18 protein-coding genes are annotated in these 23,523 nt (G+C 42.9%); 10 read left to right on the plus strand and 8 right to left on the minus strand.

Annotated elements, in window-relative coordinates:
• Window positions 1-147, minus strand: a 147-nt coding sequence (locus tag A3EU_RS35570; RefSeq protein ID WP_020537459.1) for a DUF4372 domain-containing protein, incomplete at its 3' end; no start/stop codon positions are given.
• 151 nt (window positions 148-298) lie between these two features.
• Between A3EU_RS35570 and A3EU_RS0119835 the strand changes: the two genes are divergently transcribed.
• From A3EU_RS0119835 to A3EU_RS0119850, 4 genes are all read left to right on the plus strand, one after another.
• Entirely contained in the window at window positions 299-664 is a 366-nt protein-coding gene (locus A3EU_RS0119835) for a hypothetical protein (protein ID WP_020537946.1), read from the plus strand.
• A gap of 36 nt (window positions 665-700) precedes the next feature.
• The gene (locus tag A3EU_RS0119840) at window positions 701-1,162 is read left to right on the plus strand and encodes a hypothetical protein (protein WP_020537947.1); all 462 of its coding nucleotides are present in this window, start codon (window positions 701-703) and stop codon (window positions 1,160-1,162) included.
• An 87-nt stretch (window positions 1,163-1,249) separates the two neighbouring features.
• Window positions 1,250-4,381 (plus strand): CHAT domain-containing protein, encoded by a 3,132-nt coding sequence (locus A3EU_RS0119845; RefSeq protein ID WP_020537948.1) that lies wholly within the window; start codon window positions 1,250-1,252, stop codon window positions 4,379-4,381.
• Between the two features lie 47 nt (window positions 4,382-4,428).
• Window positions 4,429-7,536 (plus strand): CHAT domain-containing protein, encoded by a 3,108-nt coding sequence (locus A3EU_RS0119850; protein ID WP_020537949.1) that lies wholly within the window; start codon window positions 4,429-4,431, stop codon window positions 7,534-7,536.
• 78 nt (window positions 7,537-7,614) lie between these two features.
• Here the strand turns inward: A3EU_RS0119850 and A3EU_RS0119855 are convergent, their stop codons facing one another.
• Both A3EU_RS0119855 and A3EU_RS0119860 read right to left on the minus strand, forming a co-directional pair.
• Window positions 7,615-8,529, minus strand: coding sequence for a hypothetical protein (locus A3EU_RS0119855; RefSeq protein ID WP_020537950.1), 915 nt, complete (start codon window positions 8,527-8,529; stop codon window positions 7,615-7,617).
• A gap of 6 nt (window positions 8,530-8,535) precedes the next feature.
• Complete coding sequence (locus tag A3EU_RS0119860; RefSeq protein ID WP_020537951.1) at window positions 8,536-9,117, minus strand: RNA polymerase sigma factor; 582 nt, start codon at window positions 9,115-9,117, stop codon at window positions 8,536-8,538.
• Between the two features lie 176 nt (window positions 9,118-9,293).
• Here A3EU_RS0119860 and A3EU_RS0119865 point away from each other — a divergent pair, with 176 nt between their 5' ends.
• Window positions 9,294-9,644: a hypothetical protein gene (locus A3EU_RS0119865; RefSeq protein WP_020537952.1), complete on the plus strand. Its 351-nt coding sequence runs from the start codon at window positions 9,294-9,296 to the stop codon at window positions 9,642-9,644.
• A 710-nt stretch (window positions 9,645-10,354) separates the two neighbouring features.
• Here A3EU_RS0119865 and A3EU_RS0119875 read toward each other — a convergent pair.
• On the minus strand, window positions 10,355-11,554 hold the full coding sequence (locus A3EU_RS0119875) for an MFS transporter (protein ID WP_020537954.1): 1,200 nt from the start codon (window positions 11,552-11,554) through the stop codon (window positions 10,355-10,357).
• Window positions 11,555-11,706: 152 nt separating this feature from the next.
• The gene (locus A3EU_RS0119880) at window positions 11,707-12,921 is read right to left on the minus strand and encodes an HD domain-containing protein (protein ID WP_020537955.1); all 1,215 of its coding nucleotides are present in this window, start codon (window positions 12,919-12,921) and stop codon (window positions 11,707-11,709) included.
• Window positions 12,922-13,080: 159 nt separating this feature from the next.
• Here A3EU_RS0119880 and A3EU_RS0119885 point away from each other — a divergent pair, with 159 nt between their 5' ends.
• Together A3EU_RS0119885 and A3EU_RS0119890 are read left to right on the plus strand one after the other, a co-directional pair.
• The gene (locus A3EU_RS0119885; RefSeq protein ID WP_020537956.1) at window positions 13,081-14,169 is read left to right on the plus strand and encodes a PhoH family protein; all 1,089 of its coding nucleotides are present in this window, start codon (window positions 13,081-13,083) and stop codon (window positions 14,167-14,169) included.
• 145 nt (window positions 14,170-14,314) lie between these two features.
• Window positions 14,315-15,565 (plus strand): 3-phosphoshikimate 1-carboxyvinyltransferase, encoded by a 1,251-nt coding sequence (locus A3EU_RS0119890; RefSeq protein WP_020537957.1) that lies wholly within the window; start codon window positions 14,315-14,317, stop codon window positions 15,563-15,565.
• Between the two features lie 314 nt (window positions 15,566-15,879).
• Here the strand turns inward: A3EU_RS0119890 and A3EU_RS35055 are convergent, their stop codons facing one another.
• A complete protein-coding gene (locus A3EU_RS35055; RefSeq protein WP_026211485.1) occupies window positions 15,880-17,049 on the minus strand; it encodes an OmpA family protein in 1,170 nt (389 codons plus the stop codon).
• Between the two features lie 215 nt (window positions 17,050-17,264).
• The gene (locus A3EU_RS0119900) at window positions 17,265-18,491 is read right to left on the minus strand and encodes an acyl-CoA dehydrogenase family protein (protein WP_020537959.1); all 1,227 of its coding nucleotides are present in this window, start codon (window positions 18,489-18,491) and stop codon (window positions 17,265-17,267) included.
• Window positions 18,492-18,844: 353 nt separating this feature from the next.
• Between A3EU_RS0119900 and A3EU_RS0119905 the strand changes: the two genes are divergently transcribed.
• The 3 genes from A3EU_RS0119905 (at window position 18,845) to A3EU_RS0119915 (ending at window position 21,996) form a co-directional block, all read left to right on the plus strand.
• The gene (locus tag A3EU_RS0119905) at window positions 18,845-20,092 is read left to right on the plus strand and encodes a T9SS type A sorting domain-containing protein (protein WP_020537960.1); all 1,248 of its coding nucleotides are present in this window, start codon (window positions 18,845-18,847) and stop codon (window positions 20,090-20,092) included.
• A 650-nt stretch (window positions 20,093-20,742) separates the two neighbouring features.
• Entirely contained in the window at window positions 20,743-21,147 is a 405-nt protein-coding gene (gene folB / locus A3EU_RS31170; RefSeq protein WP_020537961.1) for a dihydroneopterin aldolase, read from the plus strand.
• A gap of 129 nt (window positions 21,148-21,276) precedes the next feature.
• Window positions 21,277-21,996, plus strand: a complete 720-nt coding sequence (locus A3EU_RS0119915) for a DUF4197 domain-containing protein (RefSeq protein WP_020537962.1) — start codon at window positions 21,277-21,279, stop codon at window positions 21,994-21,996.
• A 382-nt stretch (window positions 21,997-22,378) separates the two neighbouring features.
• Here A3EU_RS0119915 and A3EU_RS0119920 read toward each other — a convergent pair whose 3' ends face one another.
• Window positions 22,379-23,389 carry a T9SS type A sorting domain-containing protein gene (locus A3EU_RS0119920; protein WP_020537963.1) on the minus strand — a complete coding sequence of 337 codons (1,011 nt, stop codon included), beginning with the start codon at window positions 23,387-23,389 and terminating at the stop codon, window positions 22,379-22,381.
• Between the last annotated feature and the right edge of the window lie 134 nt (window positions 23,390-23,523).

A 23,523-nucleotide genomic window follows, 5' to 3' on the forward strand; every position in this document is an offset into this window, starting at 1 on the left:
CTGGCCAAAGCTCATACACAAAAACTGATGCCAGCAGGTGAAATTGCGAACTCGATAATTACCGCCGTACTTGTCAACATACTTGGTAAACTCTTTGTGATTGATCAAACTCATCAACTGCGCAAAGACATATTTACCTCGATTCATTAGCTACCCTCTTTTGGGCGCTAATTTGGCCTTCTTCGCAGGCGATTCAAATCGTTTCCGAAGAAAACCGTTGTAACTTATTGATAAACAGAAACCTTATGAAGGTTCCTTGTTTTTTAACCGGACACTACTGATTGCTATTATGAAAAACATGATTTGTCTATTAGCGTTTCTTGGATTGTCCTTCTTTGCTATCCCTAAAAATGCGGAAGCGCACACTGAACCATTAATCATCACCGAAAACATAGAAGCAGGCCCTAAGCCGATTAAAAAGATAATTCGTTGGGCACGACGTTTTTATAGGGCCTACGAAATTTATGATACGGTAACTGGCCTAACGATGAGCTGCGGCACAGCTTATAACTATGCGACCTATTACTACGGAGAGTACGAACGGTTGTATAGCCAGGCTTGCTATTACTGGGGAAGCAATTACGGCTACACCTGTTACAATCAGGCTATCAATGCTTACAATCTTGCCGTTTACTACAATAATCGCTTATACGATTGTCAGTAAATAAATAATCATTACTCAATAAAAAAACAAAATATCATGGCACTTCCAAATCATCAAAAGTCAATTATTAAAGGCAGTTCTCAGGCTGCTGCCGCTTTAGCTGTTCCGGGGCTCTTTGTTCCCGTAGTAGACGTAGCTGGTATCGCTGGTATCTGGGCGAATATGCTCATCAAGGTAGCTCGTAATTCCGGGCACGAACTGGATTTTCAATTCGCTACCAAGATGGCTACGTCTGTCGCCACGGGGTTCGGGGCTTACGTAGCGGGGAGTAAAATCCTCTCGTACTCCATCATGTTCATTCCTGGTATTGGCATTTTCGGTGCGATGGGTATGAACAGTGCATTGAACTATATCTTCACCTTTAAGCTCGGAAAAATCGCTTCGGGCTTGTTTGAACGCACTTCCTTTGATGCGGCTGATGCGGCAGATATTGCTAAGATGCTCTTGCTGCCCCTTTTATCCATACCCACCATGGGCGATATTAGGGATATGGTTTAGAACGGAGCAAATTTTATTCAGTGAGCCTTCTTTTTTTTACGGGAGGCTCACTATTTTTATTCCAGAAACGCTTAAAACCCCTTGCTCATGCGATACGCATTGCTTTTTTTTGGACTTTTCTTTTTGATTGTGTTCTCGGCTGAGGGACAAGAGCAAGTATTGAAAGATTCAGTGACGTATAGTTTGGCGGATACGGTTTTGGCAAATCAATATTTCTCAGAAATGAAGGAAGCCATGAGCGAGCGGAACTGGGAAGTGGCAGAAATGAAAGGGGAGCAAGCTAGAGTAATCTACGAGCAAGTGTTGGGGGAGGAGTGCGTGCAAATGGCGGATTTGTGGCATGAGTTTGGGGTAGTTTACCAAAGAAAAAGATTATTGAAAAGAGCATTAATCAGTAAGAAAAAATGTTTAGATATTCGCTTGAAAATTTACTCTCCAGATCATCTTAAAATAGCACTAGCTTACAATAACATAGGAAACACATGTAATTATCTCGCAGAATATAATAATGCCATTCTTTACCTTCAGAAATCTATAGAAATCTACAGTAAGATTAGTAATGGAGGTAATTCAGGAATTTCTTTACCCTTTTATAATATAAGTATCTCCTATTCTAACTTGGGGCACACTGATTTAGCAATAAAATATGCAGAAAAATGTCTTGAAGTAGAAATAGAATCTTTAGGTCTTTACCATTCATATGTAGCTAGTACATACAATATTCTAGGCAGTTTGTATGATGAGGTTGGAGATTATTTAAAAGCGAAGGAATACAAAAGAAAAGCTCTAGAAATATATGTATATAACTTTGGAGAAAAGGATGATTCTGTAGCTTTGATGTATAATAATCTGGGGCACAATTCAAATCTTCAAGGTGATTATTATTTAGCACTCGAATATTTACATAAAGCTCTGGATATTAGGTTGAGTATTCATGGAGATATTCATCCTAAAATAGCTGAAGTTTATATAAATATGGGAGTTTCTTATGGTTCCTTGGGGGATTATAATAGGGCAATTGAATTAGAAAATAAAGCACTGATAATTAATGAAAAAGAGTTTGTGAATAATCGTTCTATTGTTGCATTTTCATATAATAATTTAGGTGTCAGTTATAAGAATTTGGAAAAATATGATTTAGCACTCATGTTTCATCAAAAAGCTTTAAGTATTCGGTTGGACATACATGGAGAAAATCATCCTAAATCAGCCTTGTCTTACGCAAATATTAGTACAATATATTTATTGAAAGGAGATTTCATAAAAGCCGATAGTTTAATGCGTAAAGCATTAAATATTAGATTAGACTTATTTGGAGATAGCCATCCTGACGTTATTGAAAGTTATAATAATCTTGGGATAATTTTTCAGGTTCAAGGTAAACATGATGAAGCTTTGGATTATTACAACACTGCACTGGTTAATTCTAGTTATTTCTCAAATATTATAAGAGAAGTAGGCTATGAAGAAGAATTGATACTTTCCTTATTTCTAATAGCAAAAAATTACAAACATAAATATATCCTTAATGATAAAAAGGTTAGTGTAATAGACTCCGCCTACCACTACACGACCACCGCCCTAGCCGCTCTCGATTACCAACAATCCACCCTCACCGAAGAAGGCAGCAAAAACTTTTGGCAGAGTGAAAACTACCCCGTCTATGAGCAAGCAATTAGTATTAACTTACTGAAGGCTAAAGTAGATGCGGATCAAGCTCTCTACGAACAAACCTTTACCTATGCCGAGAAAAGCAAGGCCGCTCGCTTGCAGGCCCAAATGAAAGCTGCCGATGCCTTGGCGTTTGCCAACTTGCCCGATAGCCTGCTGACTAAAGAACGCGACCTGCGTATTGATATCACCTGGCGGGAAAAACAACGCCAACAGCTACTGGAAGAAGAAAAAACAGAAACGGATACTACGGTACTGCGAATTGGTAGCATCGTCTTTGATTTACGGCAGCAATACGATAGCTTGAAAGTTCATCTGGAGAAAGAATATCCTGAGTATTTTCGGGCGAAATATGATTTGTCTACGGTGGATCTGGCTTACGCGCAAGACTCACTTATAGAGGCTGATCAATCTTTGGTAGAATACTTTGTAGGCGATAGTAGCTTGTTCCTTTTTTTGGTACAAAAAGATCATTTTGAAGTAAAGGAAATTAAGAAGGACACCGCTTTCGAGGACTGGATAACCGACATGACACAAGCTGGTATCTATGGCTATTATAATGCTCCTGTGGCGGCCCAAAGCAGGCGTAGCTATGCTCGCTCCTTAAAGGCTTACAGTGTAGCGGCGAGCAAATTGTACGAAACACTAATCGCACCAGTCAAAGATCAACTAACCGAAAAGGTCATCATTGTTCCAGATGGTGTGTTAGGGTACCTGCCTTTTGAGGCATTACTAACGGAAGAACCGAGGGAGTACGATGACTTAAGTGCTTATTCCTATTTACTATACGATCATCAAATTAGCTATAGTTATTCTGCGACTTTACTTAAAGAAATGCGTGAACGAAAGCACCGTGTACCTGCACAGCAGGAATTGCTCGCTTTTGCACCATTTTTCAACGGCCGAAGTGATACGCTGATCGCCCAAATAGATACTACTGTATTAGGTTCCGCTTTGGTATTGAAAGATTCCTTAGGCACTCTACCCCTAAGCGGAGAAGAAACGAAAAGTATTACTCAAATGCTGGGAGGAGAACCGTACTACGGTTCAGCAGCCACCATAGAGCTTTTTCGAGAGTTGGCTCCCTTGTATCGGATCCTACACCTATCGACTCATGCAGAAGCAGATGACCGGGTAGGAGATTATGCTTACTTGGCCTTTGGTTGGCCAGATGATGCCGGAAAATTCACGAAACTCTATGCCCGCGATCTTTATAATATCTCCTTGAATGCCGATATGGTGGTGCTTTCGGTCTGCGAAACCGGGCGTGGTAAGTTGAGGCGTGGAGAAGGAATCGTAAGCCTTGCCCGAGCCTTTGCTTATGCGGGGGCAAAAAGTATTTTTACTACACTTTGGAAAGTAGAAGAGCAAGCGACTAAAGACGTGGTGCTATTTTTCTACAAGTACCTACAAATGGGGCATTCTAAAGACCGGGCACTGCACTTGGCCAAGTTAGAATACCTTGATCAGAATAAGGAAGATATTCGCTTACAACACCCTTTCTTTTGGGCGAGTATGATTGGAATTGGAGATATGAATAGCTTGTAAAAAGCCACTTTGAATCATTCTATTACCCTACAATTAATATTAACAATATGCGATTTTTATCATTTTTTATTCTTCTGTACGGTTGCCTAACCGTCCAAGTATTACAAGCTCAATCACTAGCACCTTCTGATACGATTACTGCACAGCAATATGTCAGTGAGGCACTGAAGAGTGTTTCGCAAAGAGAGAACAACAAGGCACTCGTTTATAGTGATTCTGCAATTATTATTTACAGTGAATTGGGTTATGAAAATGATTCATTACGTTTAGCTGATGCATGGCTAGGTAAAGCAGCTGCACTGAAGGGATTAGGGGATTATGATCCTGCTATTGAACTATTTAGTGCAGTCATTATAACAAAGAAAACGCTCCCGACGGCTAAAAATTTGCGCAATATAGCCTACAGCTATAATTCCTTAGGAAACATGTACAGTGACATGGGGAATTTTGATTTAGCTGTTGAGAATTACAACGCATCATTAGCCGTGAAATCTGATTATTACGGGGAAAAGCACCGGGAAACTTTATTTACAAAGATGAATATTGCCAGTCTTTATTCTCAGTATGGTTTTTTTGACGAAGCTATTGAACAATACCAGGGTATGGTGATGGAATTAGAGGGGAATTCCGAGGTTGATACTACTCAGTTTCAAATTCAGCTTTCCATGTTAATTGGCAATACCTACGGAAGAAAAGGTGATCATGACAATGCGATCATTTTTCATTCTAAATCATATCAATTAATAGAAAGCGTATTGGATGGTGATGATCACCTTAAAGCATCTCTTTTGTCTAATCTAGGAATTGGCTATAAGAATAAAGGCAAATTAGAACGCTCTATCGCTTATCATGACCAAGCACTTTTTATGCGTATAAGAATATTTGGAGAAAATACGCCACAGGTTGCAAATAGCTACATGAATATGGCGGTTACTTATCTGGAGCTTAAGGATTGGGAAAAAGCGGTTGAATATTCCCATAAAGCAATTACTATTTTTGAACAATTTGATTGGGCTACAGGGTCATTACTAATGGTGTATGATAACCTTGGTATTGCATATGCTGGAATGAAAAATTATCAAAAAGCGCTTGAGTATCAATACTTAGGGTTATTGGGTCTTGAGAAACTATATGGCAAGGACTACCCAGCGTTGGCGAATTCTTATCAAATAATAGGAAGTACTTATCAAGAACAGGGAATTATCGATAGTGCAATTCATTATTTCACAAAATCTCTGAGTTTATGCGAAAAGTCAGGCATGATAAGTTCGAAGTTTATTTTACAAAATAATCTAGGTAGAGCTTATTTAGCTGCTGAGAATTATACAATGGCTAAAGAAGTATTAGCCTTGAATGTACAGCAAAATTCGTTTGTTAAGGATAGTGAAAACCTTGATGACGTAATAATTCCTATTGATTATTTAGGGGCAATGAACGAACTCGCCCGGGCTTATTTTTTAGAGTATCAAATCAATAGTAACCCTTTGTATCTTGATACAGCTTTTATGCTGCAAAACAAAAGTTTGGAGGCTTATTCCTATTTTCGATTGCGATCAGCAGAACAAGATGATAATACACTGTTAACGAGCATACCTTTACTTCTAAGTAATTATTGCTCAATGTTAGCATATACGGACGATCCGCTAAAAGCAATCAATGCTTTTAACTACTTGCAAGCTATGAAGTCTGTTGTGTTATTAAAAGCAATCAACGATGCTGAAGCTAAAAATTTTGCAGGAATATCGGAAGAATTCCTCCAGAGAGAACTGAAATTACAGAGAAGTATCACGGAACAAGAAAAGCTAAAGCAAGCACTAATTGAGGAGGAGGAGACTTTAATAGACACAGCTATTCTTCGATTGAGTACTGTTATTTTTGATTTACGAGAGGAGTACGGACAATTAAAAAATAAGTTAGAAAAAGAAAATGCCGCTTATTATCAAGCTAAGTATAACCTTGCTTCAGTTTCTTTAGATGAAGTTCAGAATTCCTTATTGGAAGAAAATCAGTCTATTGTTGAGTATTTTATAGGAGATAAGAGTTTGTTTATTTTTCTGGTTCAGAAAAACAACTTCGAAATTCAAGAGGTATTGCTAGATACTGTTTTTTCGCAGTGGGTAACAGATATGACACAAGAAGGTATTTTTGGTTATTATAATGCTCCTGGTGCGAAACAAAGTCGGCGTAATTATGCACGCTCTTTGTTGAAGTATACAAATGCTGCTACACGACTTTATAAACTTTTGATAGCACCGGTAGAAAATAAACTTACCGAGGAGATAATCTTTGTTCCTGATGGGGTATTAGGCTATATCCCATTTGAGGCTTTACTAAAGCAAAAACCAGATGATTATAATGATTTGACTTCGTACAAGTATTTAGTTTATGATCATCAAGTCAGTTATACGTATTCTACGACCCTTTTACGGGAACTAAAGGAAAAGGTACATTACCAAGAACCTTCGGGCAGTCTACTGGCTTTTGCTCCTTTCTTTGTTGGTAATGCTGATACCTTGGTGGCACATACAGATACCACTCTACAAGATTTTAATTTAGTGCTAAAAGATTCTTTATCTGCTCTGCTGGAAAGTGGCGAGGAAATTAAAATAATTTCAGAGCTGTATAATGGAGACCCTTATTACGGTTCAGAAGCATCAATTGAGTTGTTTTTGACGTTTTCGCCTAGGTATCGCATATTGCATCTTTCCACTCATGCAGAAGCTGATGATCGAGTAGGAGACTATGCCTATTTGGCTTTTGGATGGCCTGGTAAGGAGAGTGAGTTTGCTAAGCTTTATGCACGTGACCTCTATAACCTTTCGTTAAATGCAGACATGGTGGTGTTATCAGCTTGTGAAACCGGACGGGGTAAATTACGTCAAGGGGAAGGAGTCATCAGTTTAGCTCGGGCTTTTGCTTATGCTGGCGCAAAGAGCATTTTTACAACTCTTTGGAAGGTGGAAGAAGGAGCTACAAAAGATTTAGTGCTAGCGTTTTATAAATACCTTGATGAAGGGTATAGTAAAGATAAAGCCTTACGGTTTGCAAAGATGGAATATTTGAAGAATAATTCAGCAAGCCCTGAATTAACCCACCCCTTCTTCTGGGCGAGCATGATTGGAATTGGAGATATGACAGAGATGAAAATACCTTAGTTTGAATTTCGGCTAGTGGTCTGTCAACCAGAATTTTTAGGTTTGACAGAATACTAGATGGTCAAAGTCATGAGGCAACTATCTCAGCTTTTGCAACTTGCTTTCAAGTGCAATTCCTTGCTGGTGGTAGTTATGTCTATCATCATTGGTGATGAGTTCTAATAATGAGGCAATTTGTTGTTTGTTCTTAGAATGATCAGGTAATAGCGATAGTAGTGAATACCATTCGCCATATTGGCGTACTTCTTTGAATTCTTGGTCAGCAGCCATTGTGGAAAAGACTTCACTCGCTGCTGCATATTGCCCACTTTGAAAATAGGAATGACCCAGCAGCTCTTGGGCTCGCTCATAATAAGCTTCACCAATGTCAGGTTTAAGTTGACTAAACTCAGTAATGGCTACAGGGTAATCTCCGGCTTTAAAGGCTGTTATGCCAGCGTCTAGAACGGACTCGTTATCTTCTCCAGATGCTTTAAGGTTGATTTCTTGAGGGAATTCATAGGCACCTGTAGCCATAGCAAGATATTCTTTACTTAAATCAGGTGATTGTTTTTGTTCAGGTTCTTCCTCTCGGTCAGAAGGAGGAGGCAGATTAGGTGGGTCTTGGGCAATAGGTAAGTCAGGAGGGGGGAGTTGTGGTTCTTCAATAGGTGTTTGAGGGACAGACTCTATTTTTGTTGGTAAGGAGTCTCCACTCCAGCGCCAATAGGCTGCAATTCCTACAATCAATAGTACACCTCCTAGTAACCATAAATAGCGATACCCCCCAGAAGTAGGCGGAGGAGGTTCCGTCTGCCAACCCTTCATGTTAGCCCGGAGTTTGTCTTCGAGGATAAGCTCCAGGGATTCGTGTTCTAAACGTTGCATATCTACCATCTCCGACAAAGATGGATCACTTGCTAGTTTTTTCTCGAAATTATTGGCTTCATTCACCGACATTTCGTTTAGCAAGTATCGCTCTATTGTATCAAACAGTTGTTCGTTCATCTCCATGGTTACCTACTTTACCAAATTTTTCCAATTGGGGTGCTTAGCGAAAAAGGTTTTAAGTTTTTTTCGGCAGCTGTAAGCTTCTTTTTTGGCCATCTCAGCACTACTTAGTTTCAGCGTATTGGCTATTTCCTGCATAGAATAGTGGAGTTGATACAGTTCTAAAACTTGCTGGCAGCGACTTCCCAATTGCTTCAAAGCTTCTCGTAAATAATATTTTTTCTCTTGTGAAATAAGCTGTGCGTCTGGCCCCTCTACGTACTCTTCTTTTTGTAGAGTAAGTTCTTCCTGAGGACGTTTTTTCCTGAACTGGCCCCACCAATACCATTTTACAATGGCAAAAAAATACGTTTGTAGAGAGCTTTCTCCTTTAAATCTGTTTTGTCGAATATTCCGATCGAATAAGATAATAGCTTCTTGAAAGGCATCTTCCCCATCTTGTTCATTCCCTCCTTTTGAACGCACATATTTTATGGACATACTTTTCCAGGATAAATCTGTGAAAATATGATGCAAAGCATTATTCCGGTCACTAGTAGACCCTAAGATAGCTTGTTGAAGCCTCTTGTCATCCCAATCGGTGTTTCGCATTAATATAGTGCTTTAAATAAATGAAAGGTGACCACTTTTACAAATATAAAAAAGTCAGGAAAATGTAGGTGTGTTATTTGAGGAATTAAAATAGAGCCTTTGGTTTCCTGAGAAGGTAATTACCTTTGCATCACTCCCCCAATCCATAGCTGATTAACAAAATATAACTCGTTCTTATGAGGCTATTGCTACTAGCTGGATGTACCTTCTCTTCTCTCCTTCTCATTGCGCAAACCGATGCGGCTTACGACTGGATAGTGGGGCCGAATTTGACTTACACTACTTACGAAGAAAACCCGGATAAGAATAGCGATGATAAGATGATTAACCTCTGGTTTTCGGATGCCAACGGAACATGGTTTTATCCTACTATTGATGAGGAACCCATTCGTTACGATTATGTGACGAGCTCTTATTCCCGGTTTTTATTAGATAAAGAGATGATTCTAATGGAAAGTCCCAAAGGCTTGATTTTCGCCAATCGTGAAGGGAAGAAATTACGCTTCCTTGTGAATACGATTTTGTAGCAAAAACGCTAGGAGATTCGACCGTTATTCGTGCGAAAAAAGGCAACCTAACTTATTATTTGGATGGTGAAGGAAAACCCTTATACGATGTAAGCTCCTTTACCATTACTCGCTACTTAGGAGGAGACTATTTTGTGGGTGCGCGTAGTGGAAAATGCGAGATTGTCCATCTTGATGGCCGAACGATTATTCCTACAGACATTTATCCAACAGATCCTACCAGAGTAGCCAATGTGGGCTATTTGCCCGATAGCAAAGGCGGAAAACTGATGGTTGCCGATAAGCTGATGAGTAATTTAGCCATTTACGATACCAGTGGAGCTATCATCTACCAGCGAACAAGTACAGATTACAGCCTAAACTGGGGCTTAAAAGATGATTACATCTACATTACCGAAGGTAACAAAACCGGACTTGTTGACCTGAATNGAGAGGAAGTACTGCCTATAAAGTATCGGCACCTAGCGATTTTCAAAGTGGATGGAGAAATCAAATACCTGAAAACCAGCCAGATTTATGCGGATAGAATTAATCCTACCAAAGGGGGGCTTGTTGGATGGCGTGGTGACCCACTTAGTCGACGCGAAAACAAATGAAGTGATCATAAGTGGAAATACCGGCTTACGCTGGATCAATGAAGATCATCTGCTGGTTTATTTCGGTACAACCTACGGAGTGGCACGTTTAAAATAAGGAGCGATGTTCTTACGTTAAGACACCGTCTTCAGCTTACGCGCCAGTATAATGGCAACGACCGACATGATGATCGCAAAATACCCGACATACTGGTAATGCCCCAGGCTTCCATCAGGATTTTCGATGACAATCATCCCTGCAATAAAGGAACTGAGGGCCAAGCCTGCCTCATTGATGGAGGCCCGAATACTCATAAAACTACCCCGGCTTTCTGGCTTTACCACAGAGGTGACCAAGGTCGTCGCTGGAACATTACGTCCACTGGCGACGAGAAAAAAGCTGGCACTAGCCATAAGTGCCAAAGGCAAAATGACGGGTGGTAGATTGGTGATAGCAAAAATGGAAAAGAGTGCCAAAATGCTTGATAAGGTAAATATAAGAATGTGCCCAAACCGGTCGGCCAAGCGCCCGAAAAGGGGGAGACAAATCACCGTTACAGCGCCTCCAATAGCATAAAGAAGCGCCACCTCCCTGGACGTAAAGCCAATGTTGAGCTGCATATACGGCGCAATGAAAGGAATGATGGTGAAATGCCCCAGCATGAGCACCAAGCTAAAAAGCAGGGCGCGGAGCTGGTTGGGATCGGAACTGACGAGCCGGATAATTTCTCGCGGGCTAGTGTTGATGGTGACCCCGTCTTTTTGTTGAAAATGATGTCGTAGCGGAGGAATCACAAAATAAGAAAGGACTAAAAAGGCACAAGAAAGTGCACCAACCACCAAGAACGGTGCACTGGTTCCATATTCATCTGCCAAGAAAATACCCGCAGGCACCCCCGCAATTGAGGCTGCGGAGAAGGAAATCATGATCTTACCGATGGCCGCACCACGTCGTTGAAAAGGAACAATGTCGCCAATTACAGCCAGAATAAGTGCCCCCAGGGTACCCCCAAATGCACCGGTAAAAGCTCGTGACGCGAGGAAAATACCGTAGCTGGGCGCAAAAGCACAGGCCAAGGTACCGATAGTAAACCCTAGATAGACGACCAGTAAGGCATGGCGCCGATCAAAGCGATCGATAAACATGGCGCCAAACAATCCTGCCGCAAACGCCGCAAATGCATAGGCAGAAACGAGAAGGCTAAACTGCTGTGGATTGATATCGTAAAGCTCCATGAATTGTTTGCCCAATGGCATCATGATCATAAAATCTACGATGTGGGTAAACTGTAGGGCTGCTAGCAGAAGAATAAGGAGGTTTTCGTTTTTGATCATATTTCTTCTGCTAGACGAGGGCTATTTTGAAGTCGCGAAGCGACCAGTGTTCAGTTAGAGACTTTTTCAAAAGTCCAAATCATAGGTAGTAGTGGAATGGAACACAGGGAGCCCACGGATAGTTCTGGTATGACCTGATTTTTGTACGGTTCCTAAATTTTAGGATAACAGAGATAATATTTGGTAAACATTCTAGGTGAAACAGTACTGTCGGACAATTCGGACATTGGTAGCACTTTTCCAGACTTCATAAGGATACTTATTTCGTCTTTATAAGCAGAATACGAAGTGTTGGTCTCCTTGCCCTCAATGACAAGTTGGTCGGCTGCGGAGGGAGGGAGACCAGGTGCTTCATTGATCTTTTTACGAATACTTTCGACATATTCCTTAGCAAAGGGTTCGTAACTAAATTCCAGACGGAACAGTCGTCGATTGGCTAAGCCGCGTGCCAGGAAGGAAAGGTTAGGGTCTTCGTTATCTTGCCACTCTTTGACGGCTGCCGCAATGTCGGTATCATCGAGTCGGGAAAAGACCTGTAAGAGTTCATCACGTTTGGTGTGGAAGTCGGTGCTGGAGAGATCACGATTTTCGAGAAAGTAACGGAGAACGGAAGGAGCAGGGAGCAGATGTCCTTTGCTGATCAATTCTTTAGCACGTTCCATGATTTTGATGAGCATCAACTCCGCAGCCAAAACAGTCTTATGGAGGTAGACTTGCCAGTACATCAGGCGGCGGGCGGTAAGAAAGCGCTCGATAGAGTAGATGCCTTTTTCTTCGACTACGAGTTCCCCTTCATGTACCGTCAGCATTTTGATAATACGGTGATAGCCGATAACCCCTTCGCTGACGCCAGTAAAGTAACTGTCGCGGTTGAGGTAATCCATCCTGTCCATGTCTAGTTGACTGGACACGAGTTGTGCCAAAAATGGTTTGTGATAACGACCTTGGAAAATCTCCATGGCTAAAGCCAATTCACCATTGAATTCCTCGTTGAGCTTCTCCATGAAAAGCAAAGACAGCTCTTCGTGATGAACTTTTATCAGGGTGTGTTCCAGGGTATGCGAAAACGGGCCGTGGCCAATGTCGTGTAACAGGATAGCGATTTGTACGGCCTCGGATTCTTCCGAACTGATGTCAATGCCTTTGGCTCTGAGGGTTGCAATAGTTTGGCGCATCAAGTGCAATGCTCCCAGTGCATGATGGAAGCGAGTGTGTAGTGCTCCGGGGTACACATAATGGGTAAGGCTGAGTTGCTTGATTCGCCGTAGCCGCTGGAAGAAAGGATGTTCGACCAAATCAAATAAAGTGCCGTAAGGAACCTGGATAAATCCATAAACCGGGTCATTGAAAATTTTATGCGACTTCATTCTTTGCTGTTTAGGGCTGGTAAAATACGGTTTAAGCTAAGGATAGGGGGGATCTATGCCGGGAAAAAAGCCAAGGAAGGAAAACTTCACATATAGTTAAGCCTGATTTTGCTAAATTTGTTCTGTAGGGATGTCTATAGCATTTTCTACCAAAGAACGATGGAACCTTTTAGTTGGCTCATTCGTTTCATTACCATTAATCATGGAATGGTCACAAAAGACCCTCTTCCGTATTCGTTAAATATAGAATACAACTACTTGAGCGAAATTATCCTGCAAGTGGATGGAGTAGATCCACTGACCCTTTTTGGTCAAAAAAACAGAAATTTAACCTTAGTACGCGATGCTATCCCTGAGGTAACGATCACCAGCCGGGGAAGTAACGTTAAGATCAAAGGTGAAAAGAAATTCACGCAAAAAGCAAAAAGCCGTATAGAGCTTATGGTGCGCCTACTCAAGGAACACCATGAACTCACAGAACAAACGGTAAAAGATTTGTTGAAAGGCGAAAACCCCTTCGATACGAAGTTGGGGCGTGGCAAGGGTACCAAAACCATCTTGCACGGCCGCACCGGTAAACCAATCAAAGCCAAGACGATCAACCAGCAGGTTTTGGTGGATCGTGCAGAAATCAATGATGTGGTTTTTGCTGTTGGACCGGCAGGTACAGGTAAAACCTATACTGCGGTAGCATTGGCCGTGCGTGCTTTGAAAAATAAGGCGGTTAAAAAAATTATCCTGACGCGACCTGCCGTAGAAGCAGGTGAGAGCCTGGGCTTTTTGCCTGGTGATCTGAAGGAGAAAATTGACCCTTATCTGCGGCCTCTGTATGACGCGCTGGATGATATGATACCACCAGAGACTTTGACGAAGTTTATGGATACGCGGGTCATTGAAATTGCTCCGCTAGCTTATATGCGTGGGCGTACGTTGGACAATGCTTTCATCATTTTAGATGAAGCGCAAAACTGTTCAACTGCACAAATCAAGATGTTCCTTACTCGTTTAGGCCCTTCTGCAAAGTGTATCATTACTGGCGATTTATCACAGGTAGATTTGCCATTTAGCCAAAAGTCGGGTTTGCGTAAAGCGATTGATTTGCTTACCAATATCGATGGTATCGGACTGGTGAAGCTATCAGCTGATGATGTGGTACGTCACCGTCTGGTGAAAGAGATTATTCGGGCTTACGAAAAAGAAAGTGAACGCAAGCGACTGTGGCGGGAAGGCAACCGTGAAGAGGAGTAGTTTGGCCTTCACTAGTAGGTGGTTTTAGACTTCGAATAGATGCCTGCATTTTGTAAGAAAAATCATATTTGTCCTTCCTCATGCGGTAGGACAAAGAGGAAAGCTGCTATTTTGCGGCTTTCCTCTTTTTAATCAATATCCAACTATGGACGTTCTACATATATCCAAGCCGGATCGGCACCTCAAGGGCGAAATTCAACTGGCGGGTTCCAAGAGTATTAGTAATCGTGCTTTGATTATCCAGGCACTTTGTACGGAACCTTTCGAAATTAAGCGTCTGGCAAATGCCAAGGATACAGAAACCCTCGAGGCTTTACTGAAAAGCAAAGAGGAAGTGCTGGACGTGGGCGCAGCGGGTACTACTTTTCGTTTCCTGACGGCTTATTTGGCAAGTCGGCCTGGTACTCAGGTACTCACTGGTTCGGAACGGATGAAGCAACGCCCTATCGGCGTACTGGTAGAAGCTTTACGCTCACTTGGTGGCCAGATTGAATATGTGGAAGCTGAGGGCTACCCTCCTTTGCGGATTGGTTATCAAGCAGGGTTTGGAGAAGATGCACACCTCCGTATTCCTGCAAGTACGAGTAGTCAGTATATTACGGCATTGCTCTTGCTGGGGCCGACATTGCCGCAGGGGATAAGGCTGGAGCTGGAAGGAAAAATTGTCTCGCGACCTTATATTGAAATGACGCTGGGTTTGATGAAGCACTTTGGTGTGTCACACACTTGGGAGGGGAATGTCATCCGTGTTGAGCCACAGGCCTATGAGGCGAATGCTTTTACGGTGGAAGCCGATTGGTCGGCAGCGAGTTACTACTATAGTTTGGCCGCATTGAGCGACAGTTGTGACCTGCAGTTGCATGGCTTATTTGCGGATAGTTTCCAGGGAGATTCCGCTTTGCAAGAGATGTATACGAGCTTTGGTGTGCAGACGATATTCAATGAAACAGGGCTGCGGTTGACCAAGGCAGCGGGTACCGCTCCTCCGCCCCTTTTTGAATATGATTTTATTGCTTGTCCGGATATTGCCCAAACTTTGGCAGTGACTTGTGCCGGATTAGGAACGCAAGGCTTGTTTACCGGTTTAGAAACCCTGCGCATCAAAGAAACGGACCGTATTGCAGCTTTGAAAACCGAACTGGCTAAAGTCAATTCTTTTTTTAGTCCTTTACCCGCTCGTTTTTCTAAGNATTCGCAAAAAGAGTACTTCATGCTCGAAGGCAAAGCCGACTGGACGAAGGCTCCAACTTTTGCCACTTACGAAGATCACCGAATGGCTATGGCTTTTGCTCCATTGGCGCTATATGCTCAGGTAGCGGTTGCTGAACCCGATGTTGTCGTAAAATCATATCCCGACTTTTGGAAAGATTTGGGCAGTTTAGGATTTGAATTTTAATGCTTTGACTGTCATCGTGTTCTGTTAATGTTGATAGCGTAATTGGCCACGGAGGTGGAGAGGAACGGAATAGCACCGTTTTGTAGTCAGCGAGAAAGGCGGAGCCTGGAGCCCGGTGCCCGGAGGGCGCAAGGACGAAGATGGGCAGGAGCGACAGCGACCGACAGCCTGGTGCCGTAGTGGCATTTGCGCAGCAACGCCACTACCGGCACGGCCCCAAAACAACAAAAGCCCTGTCAAGAATCATTTCCTGAAAGGGCTTTTAAGTAAAATTTCTGATCGTATAAAGAAAGACGACCTATTCGCATTCCTTCTTATCGTACGTCCAGAATTTTTATTTCTACACGTTGGTTGCGTCTTCGTCCGGCAGCGGTTTCATTGGTGTCGATGGGAACATCTTTGCCGTAGCCCTTATAGCGAACTCTGCTTCTTGGTATGCCTTTTCTCACCAGGTAATCGGCTACTGATTTAGCACGAGCGGTGGAGAGTGTCTCTGCGTAGCGAGCATCGGCCCAGCCGTTGGTGTGGCCACCTACCTCGATAACGACATCTGTGTTATTAGCCATGAAGTTACGAAGCTCCTCAAGAGCTGGTAGAGACGCCGTAATGATGCGGGAACTATCTGCCTCAAACTGAAGATCGTCGAGGGTGATGGTTTTTCCGGCGGTCATTTCCGAACGTTTAACTCCTGCCAGGGTAGAGGTTGCGGTTTCCTGGTTATTATTAGCAGGTGGTTCCGTGACTGGCTGTACCGGCGTTACTTGTGGATCAGGAGACCTGGGAGTTACGCTGGCCAAAGGTTGGCCGGTAGGCTCGGGATCCTGAGGCCCCTCGACTACTTCCTCTGCACATGGCATTGGTTCAAGCTGCGAGGCGTCGTCCAATAGAAGGTTGCCATTATAGGGAAAGAGGGAAGGCGTTTGATAGAAAACCTCCAGCACGATGTGCGAATAATCAGCACCTGGTTCAAATTTGAAATTGAATTCCTTCCAATCAGGGTTGCTTATCAAAGGCGACTCATCGAGTAGTTCTCGCTTGTCACAAGAACCGAAACCTCCCCATATTCGCAATTTTACGGGCTTTATGTAGTTGGCTGGTACGTTCTTTTCCCGGCTTACACTGTAGTAGGATAAAGAACGTGCGAGCTTGATACTAAAGGAGTAGCAAGCACCATTTTGGAGGGGTTGACTAAGGAGTTGCCCGATGGATTCCCAAGTGTCGTTGTCTCGAACTACCATTCCGAGATAGGTATTCCCAGAATACGCAGGTTTGGTTACCTGGAAGGTAAACTCGGGCTGTATATCGGGAGGAGACTCGCTGAGTGGGCCACAGTTAGTCCAGTACCGGGGGGTCTGGCTATGGCGAGGCATATCTTCGAAAGAAGGGTTGTCTAGGGTGATAACTTCTCCTTGCGCCGTCACCATAGTGGGAGCGAAAAAGGAAAGAAGTAGTAGACTCATAGCTAATGGCCAAACAAATTTCATTGGCTTCGTGCTTTTAAAAATCATCAAGGAAGACAAAATTAACGCTTATTGTGGACTAATAACGTTCAAGGGGGGCGAAATTGTTATGAATAGGGGCCTAAAATGCTGGCAATCGTACAGGTTTTGCTATGAAAGTCTTAGGTGGAGGGGGTAAAGTACAATGTTTTAGGTGCGAAGCCCAAGACACTTCTTGAAACTTCGCACCTACGGGATTGCTATTTAAAGGCGTTTATTCCCGTGACGGCCATTCCTGTGATCAGGAGGTGGATGTCGTGAGTACCTTCGTAAGTAAGTACTGTTTCGAGGTTCATCATGTGGCGCATCACCGGATATTCGTTGGTAATACCCATACCACCATGAATCTGGCGGGCTTCGCGAGCTACATCCAGTGCCATAGCTACGTTATTGCGCTTGGCCATACTGATCTGTGCCGGGGTTGCTTCGCCTTTATTGGCCAGTGTTCCCAATCGCCAGGCAAGCAGCTGAGCTTTGGTAATTTCGGTAAGCATTTCAGCCAATTTCTTCTGAGTGAGCTGGAAACCGGCAATAGGCTTGCCAAATTGGACACGCTCCATGCTGTAACGCAGTGCAGAATCATAGCAGTCAAGCGCTGCACCGATAGCTCCCCAGGCAATACCGTAACGGGCTTTGCTCAGGCAAGAAAGAGGGCCTTTTAACCCTTGCACATGAGGTAGAACGTTAGCTTTGGGTACACGCACATCTTCAAAGACGAGTTCACCCGTGATACTAGCACGTAATGACCATTTGCCATGAATTTGCGGAGCACTAAAGCCTTCCATACCTTTTTCAACGATCAAGCCGCGGATAATGCCTTCTTCGTCCTTGGCCCAAACGACAGCTACGTCGGCCAATGGAGAGTTGGTGATCCACATTTTGGCACCGTTGAGGATGTAAGCATCACCATCATCCTTGATATTGGTGACCATCCCGTCGGGGTTGGAGCCGTGATCGGGTTCGGTCAAGCCAAAGCAACCGATAAATTCACCACTACCTAATTTGGGGAGGTACTTACGCTTTTGTTCTTCTGAACCGAAACGATAAATCGGATACATCACCAACGACCCTTGCACAGACGCCATAGAGCGGATCCCGGAATCGCCACGCTCCAGCTCTTGCATGATAACACCGTAGGCGATTTCGTCCATACCGCCACCACCGTATTCTGCGGGGATACTAGGCCCAAAAGCGCCGATGTCGGCTAAGCCTTTGTAAAGGTGAGTAGGGCATTCGCCACGCTCTGTGTATTCTTCAATAATAGGAGAAACCTCTTGTTTTACCCAATCACGTACTGCGGCGCGTGCCATGCGGTGATCTTCATTGAGGAGGTCATCCACCAAATAATGATCATGAAATTGGAAGCGGTCTTCCCGAGCTTTCTTTTCGATGGTCGGAGAACCAGTACCGTTATTGTTCGTTGCCATATCGCTTTTTAGCTTTGGTTAGGGGAAGAAAGAAGTAGCTAAAATCTTCTGTCTTCGTAAATTTTGGCAAAGGTACGTTTTTCGCTTATTTTCTACTCATTTTGTAGCAAGTGTGACCGGTTTTTTACGTAAGAAGAAACAAAAAGGGCGCTTAGGTTATTTTTTAGGGGCCTCCCCCGTAGTAACGGGGGCGCTACGTTGCGCAGTTCGTTCTTCACTCAGCCCTTCGGGCCTACCCGTGCCGGGTAGCTGCTGCACATCGCTAGGCCGAGCGCATTTATAAAGGTTGAATAATCAATATTTTAGGCAATAAACCTTTTGTCTTCAAAGTGGTCTTAGGAAAAAACACGCCCATGAGATTATTTTGTACATCATTTGCACTGCTTTTGTGCTCCTTCTATTTGGATGCTCAAATTATTGAAAAACCGCTTGGTTGTTTTGCAGGCACGAACGGTACCAACCCCAATGTCGTTTCACATCCTGATGCTCGAGGTATTCTGCTGACCGAAAAATGGTCAAACATAGAATCTACGCCCGGAGTTATTGATTTTATCTTACTAGATAACAAAATCAATATTGTTAAAACTGCTGGACTGAAATACGCATTAGCTATTTCAGTGGGAGCGTTTGGTAGCCCCGAGTGGCTTACCGGAACGTTAGGAGCGGGGTATTTTGATTTCGAATACCAAGGCCAAAATTGGAAGTTGCCATTATGGTGGGATGATATCGTAGAAGAAAGACTCGATGCTTTAATTACTGCATTAGGGGAGCGGTATGCCGCTGATACCTTACTCTCGCATGTTTATGTGTCACAAATGACAGTAAATGGTATTGAAGGCCATTTGAATGGGGTCGATATGGATGCTTTCACTTCGAGTGGGTTCACCAATGAGCAATGGATCACTTGTGCAAAAGCAACGGTGTTGAAGTTTGGTGAGGCATTTCCTGATAAGCCTATTGTTTTTGAAATCCATGAAATAGACAGAGACACGATAGTTCCTGCAACAATCATAAACGACCTAGTTAATGAGGAGGAGCTCTGTGAACGGGTTGGATTAGGAATGTGGTGGATTTCTGGAAAAACCTCCTATCAGCCTGATTTAATAACATATATTTCAAATTTCCAAGGAGATAAATACGCCCAGGTTATTGGCAGGTCCGATCAAGTAGAAAGATTCCAGGATAGTTTGTACAGTACCGTTTTTGCGCAAGCCAAAACATTGGGAATTCGTTACATAGAGCCATGGCCTTACGAGTTTCAATATCATACCTATGATAGCTTACTACAAGATTTTAATACTTGGGCGGATAATAATTTTTCTCCTTCCGATACATGTGCTGTGCTTAGTAATGTAGCGTTTCCTTCAGAAGAGGAGCAAAGTGTAAGGGTTTACCCCAATCCCACTAGAGGGCCATTGTATTTAAAGACAGATATGATGATTGAAACGGAAGTTTCAGTTTATACAACAACAGGGCAAATGGTCATTCCTCCTACAAATCAAAAGGAAGTGGACATGAGTCATTTGCCACAAGGCGTATATTTAGCGTTGATAGAAATGGCAGAAAATACAATTGTCAAGAAGATATCGAAAATAGACTAAGCTGGATTTTCTACAGACTTTTACCAGGTTAAACGCATCAAAATAGAATGGTCAGCAATACTGATGATTAAAACAGGATGGCCCACCTCTTTTGAATAGACCGTGGAAACCCTGTCAAATCCGTTAAACTCTGAGGAATGTGAATTTATTATTGAACCATTCCTTAGATCATAGCTGCTGAGAAGTTTTGGTGCGGCTAGCCTAGACTTTTGTTTAAAGTCACACTAAGTGAGGGGGCTTCAAGGTCGTACAGTGATTGGGGATGTTTTTACGCGTTTTTGCTTGTTTAGTGCCGTTGCTCCACGACCCGCATGGCGGGACCCACCCTATATCTGGTGAGTTCCAGTCCGAACACCGCACATCTCCTGCTAACCTAAGCAGAAGACACGCTTTCACACCCTCTCCCCGATGATTCGGAAAGAGGCCTACATTGCGTTAAGAAAAACCTTTGAATGCTCCGAGTTGACTAAACCAAGAGTTGATTACCGATGATTGTGCGACATTTAGCCGAATGTCGTTGAGCAAAGATATAAAATTCCACTATTAAACAGTAATTGTTTTTAGTTTTTGTTTAAAAAACTAAAAATTTATTCTATTGTAGTAATGGTTTTAGGCCTTACCTTAGCGACAATATCTAAAAACGCAAGTCAATGGCATTAATTGGATTGGAGGGTATGCGCTTTAATGGCCCACACGGTTTTTATCCAGAGGAAGAAGTGCTGGGTAATGATTTTTTGATTGATATCTACTTGGATGTCAATACCAGACGTGCAGCTATGCACGATGATTTGGGGTCTACGGTAAACTATGAGACGGTTTATCTGATGGTCCAATCGGAAATGAAGAAATCTGCACAACTCATTGAGACGCTGGCTGATCGTATTGTTAGCCGGATCAGCGAATTTTACGATAACCTTAAAGGTATTCGTCTGGTTGTTCGCAAGCTTAACCCACCCCTTAGTGGGCAGGTGGCCGCGGCTTATATTGAAGTAAAAACAGGTAGTTTTTCTGGCGGTGGTGGAGGTGGCGGGAAAATGAGCTCCTTATTTGGATAAAAGCGTTTGCAAAAAAGCCACGTCATTGCGCATGGATTATTAATTTTCTCCACCCTTTAACTTTTTACTAACGGTGAATGACGAGCCTTCAGCGTTAAACTTGCGTCTAATCAACAAAAAACGACCAATATGTTTAAGCAAATAACCTTTATCCTGGCCTTGTTGTCGCTAACAGCCTGTGATACTACTGACCTTAATAGTGTGCTTGGTGCTGTTTTGAATAGCGAGAACGGGCTTACTTCTACGGAAATAGGCAGCGGCCTGAAGCAAGCCTTGGAAATTGGAATTAGTAAGGGCTCAGACCGACTTTCCCGTGAAAACGGTTACTTCGAAAGTCCCTACAAAATTTTACTCCCAGAGGAAGCACGTAAAGTAACGGATCGCCTACAGAACATTCCTGGCTTCTCTAACCTGGAAGCTAATGTTTTGGAAAAGATCAATAGAGGGGCAGAAGATGCGGCTTCTAAAGCCAAGCCTATTTTTGTAAATGCCATCAAATCCATGACCATCACCGATGCGCTTGGAATCCTTAAAGGAGATAAAGATGCTGCCACTGTTTATTTGAAGCGGGTAACTTACCAGCAGCTTTATAATGAGTTTAACCCCGTTATCGTTGAATCTTTGGATAAATTCAACGCTCGTGATTATTGGAGCAGTGCGGTAAATACCTACAATAGAATTCCATTGATAAACGATGAGGTTGATCCAGATTTGGATGATTACGTTACCAATAAAGCGCTAGATGGCCTTTTTTCACAAGTAGCAAAAGAGGAGTTGGACATCCGTAATAATATAGGTGCTCGTACGACTGATCTCTTGCGCAGAGTATTTGCGGCTCAAGACAATTAATTTTAAAGCCATTAACATGAGTCATCCCGAATTTTGATTGTCATCAAAATCTATCATTAAAGACGAAGCCCCATGATTTCTAATTAGTGAAATCATGGGGTTTTGTACAGATAGTCAGATAAATCACCTTTTCCAGCTATTTAATGACTCTTTCTAAGTTAAATTCAGGATGACTCATGCTTATTGTGCAGTACCCTGCACTATAAAATCGGAACTCGGAAGTGAGAAATCGGAAATATTTAGCGCAACCCAACCGTAGAGTGCGATCATACGTTTACGGCAGTACCCCGCACCTGAAGTCGGAGTTCGGAAGTATTTAGCTCACCAGTAGGTTCTATCATCCCGCACCCCGCACGTAGCACTGAAGTCCGCACTCCGCACCCTACCGCACTTCTTTCACAATCTTTCTTACGGCTTTTCCTTCCGCATTTTGTATTTCCAGCCAATACAATCCGCTTGGGTAGTTGCTCATTTCAAGCTGTGTTTGTCCCTGGAAAGTACCACTTTGTAGCACTTGGCCTTTGCTGTTGAACAGTTGGAAAGAAGCCTTAGTCTCCGTAGTTAACTTCACTTGCAGTATATCTTCAACAGGATTTGGAAAGATATTAGCTGGAAGGGTGTTTACTTCGGCTATGTTTACCAAAGGCTCATTTTCAGAAGGATCCGCAGCGGAAGATTGAATGACCGCTTTCGAGTCTGTTTCTTGGAGAATAGCGACAGTGAAAAGCTGATCATAGACCCAATCAGCATTAGGCATTAGGCTTCCACTAACGGTAATCGACTCACCAGCAGTAGCAGGAATAGCTACACTCACTCCTGTAGCTTCACCGTTGAAGGTACGGCGGAACACATCATAATGCTCATCTTCACCATTGGGAGCATCGTACATGACCTCTTTTTCGGCTGCAGCCAAAAATAGACTTGCGCTTCCCAGATCATTATCCGCTTCCGCAGTAATCGTGACAGAAACGATGATCTGGCCATCCTCCTTGGTCTGGCGAATATCCAGACTTACTGGTGTCGTCTGATCTTGGTACGGCTCAAAAATAGAGGCATTGTTATAATTAGTACCCGCTGAAATAGCAGTACCCTGAATTACCAAGCGTGGGGTGCCACCAAAGATTCCGTAATAGTTGGTGCGAGCATCATTTTCGCTAGGGTTGGCCTGGTGTAATACACAATTGCTGTAAGGTGAACTGGGGTGAATGCTAAGGTGCAGTATCCCTTCTTGCGAATTGAGGTTGCTATAGAAACCTGGATTACGACTAGCACAAACACCACAAACTGAATTCGTGAAATGTTCTACAATAATAGTACGTGGTACCTCTTGGGCTTGTAGGGTAAATAGTAGGCAGAAATTTAGGCTTAAGCCTAATAGTATTCCTTTTTTCATAGTGTTTTTTTTAAAGTAATGAATTTAATCTTAGTTCAAAGGTAAACACCTAAATAAACATTGTGTTCCAAAAATGATGGAACTGTCCTTGTTCTTACGCTATTGAAAGCAGGCTTTGTACCTTTGTGATCCTA

The organism is Lewinella cohaerens DSM 23179, from assembly GCF_000379805.1.
In the GTDB taxonomy this organism is placed as follows: Bacteria; Bacteroidota; Bacteroidia; order Chitinophagales; family Saprospiraceae; genus Lewinella; species Lewinella cohaerens.

What these genes read in the sequence shown, in the direction of transcription:
- A3EU_RS0119835 (WP_020537946.1), top strand. Translation starts at nt 299, where the DNA reads ATGATTTGTCTATTAGCGTTTCTTGGATTGTCCTTCTTTGCTATCCCT.
- A3EU_RS0119840 (WP_020537947.1), top strand. Translation starts at nt 701, where the DNA reads ATGGCACTTCCAAATCATCAAAAGTCAATTATTAAAGGCAGTTCTCAG.
- A3EU_RS0119845 (WP_020537948.1), top strand. Translation starts at nt 1,250, where the DNA reads ATGCGATACGCATTGCTTTTTTTTGGACTTTTCTTTTTGATTGTGTTC.
- A3EU_RS0119850 (WP_020537949.1), top strand. Translation starts at nt 4,429, where the DNA reads ATGCGATTTTTATCATTTTTTATTCTTCTGTACGGTTGCCTAACCGTC.
- A3EU_RS0119855 (WP_020537950.1), bottom strand. Translation starts at nt 8,529, where the DNA reads ATGGAGATGAACGAACAACTGTTTGATACAATAGAGCGATACTTGCTA.
- A3EU_RS0119860 (WP_020537951.1), bottom strand. Translation starts at nt 9,117, where the DNA reads ATGCGAAACACCGATTGGGATGACAAGAGGCTTCAACAAGCTATCTTA.
- A3EU_RS0119865 (WP_020537952.1), top strand. Translation starts at nt 9,294, where the DNA reads ATGAGGCTATTGCTACTAGCTGGATGTACCTTCTCTTCTCTCCTTCTC.
- A3EU_RS0119875 (WP_020537954.1), bottom strand. Translation starts at nt 11,554, where the DNA reads ATGATCAAAAACGAAAACCTCCTTATTCTTCTGCTAGCAGCCCTACAG.
- A3EU_RS0119880 (WP_020537955.1), bottom strand. Translation starts at nt 12,921, where the DNA reads ATGAAGTCGCATAAAATTTTCAATGACCCGGTTTATGGATTTATCCAG.
- A3EU_RS0119885 (WP_020537956.1), top strand. Translation starts at nt 13,081, where the DNA reads ATGGAACCTTTTAGTTGGCTCATTCGTTTCATTACCATTAATCATGGA.
- A3EU_RS35055 (WP_026211485.1), bottom strand. Translation starts at nt 17,049, where the DNA reads ATGAAATTTGTTTGGCCATTAGCTATGAGTCTACTACTTCTTTCCTTT.
- A3EU_RS0119900 (WP_020537959.1), bottom strand. Translation starts at nt 18,491, where the DNA reads ATGGCAACGAACAATAACGGTACTGGTTCTCCGACCATCGAAAAGAAA.
- A3EU_RS0119905 (WP_020537960.1), top strand. Translation starts at nt 18,845, where the DNA reads ATGAGATTATTTTGTACATCATTTGCACTGCTTTTGTGCTCCTTCTAT.
- folB (WP_020537961.1), top strand. Translation starts at nt 20,743, where the DNA reads ATGGCATTAATTGGATTGGAGGGTATGCGCTTTAATGGCCCACACGGT.
- A3EU_RS0119915 (WP_020537962.1), top strand. Translation starts at nt 21,277, where the DNA reads ATGTTTAAGCAAATAACCTTTATCCTGGCCTTGTTGTCGCTAACAGCC.
- A3EU_RS0119920 (WP_020537963.1), bottom strand. Translation starts at nt 23,389, where the DNA reads ATGAAAAAAGGAATACTATTAGGCTTAAGCCTAAATTTCTGCCTACTA.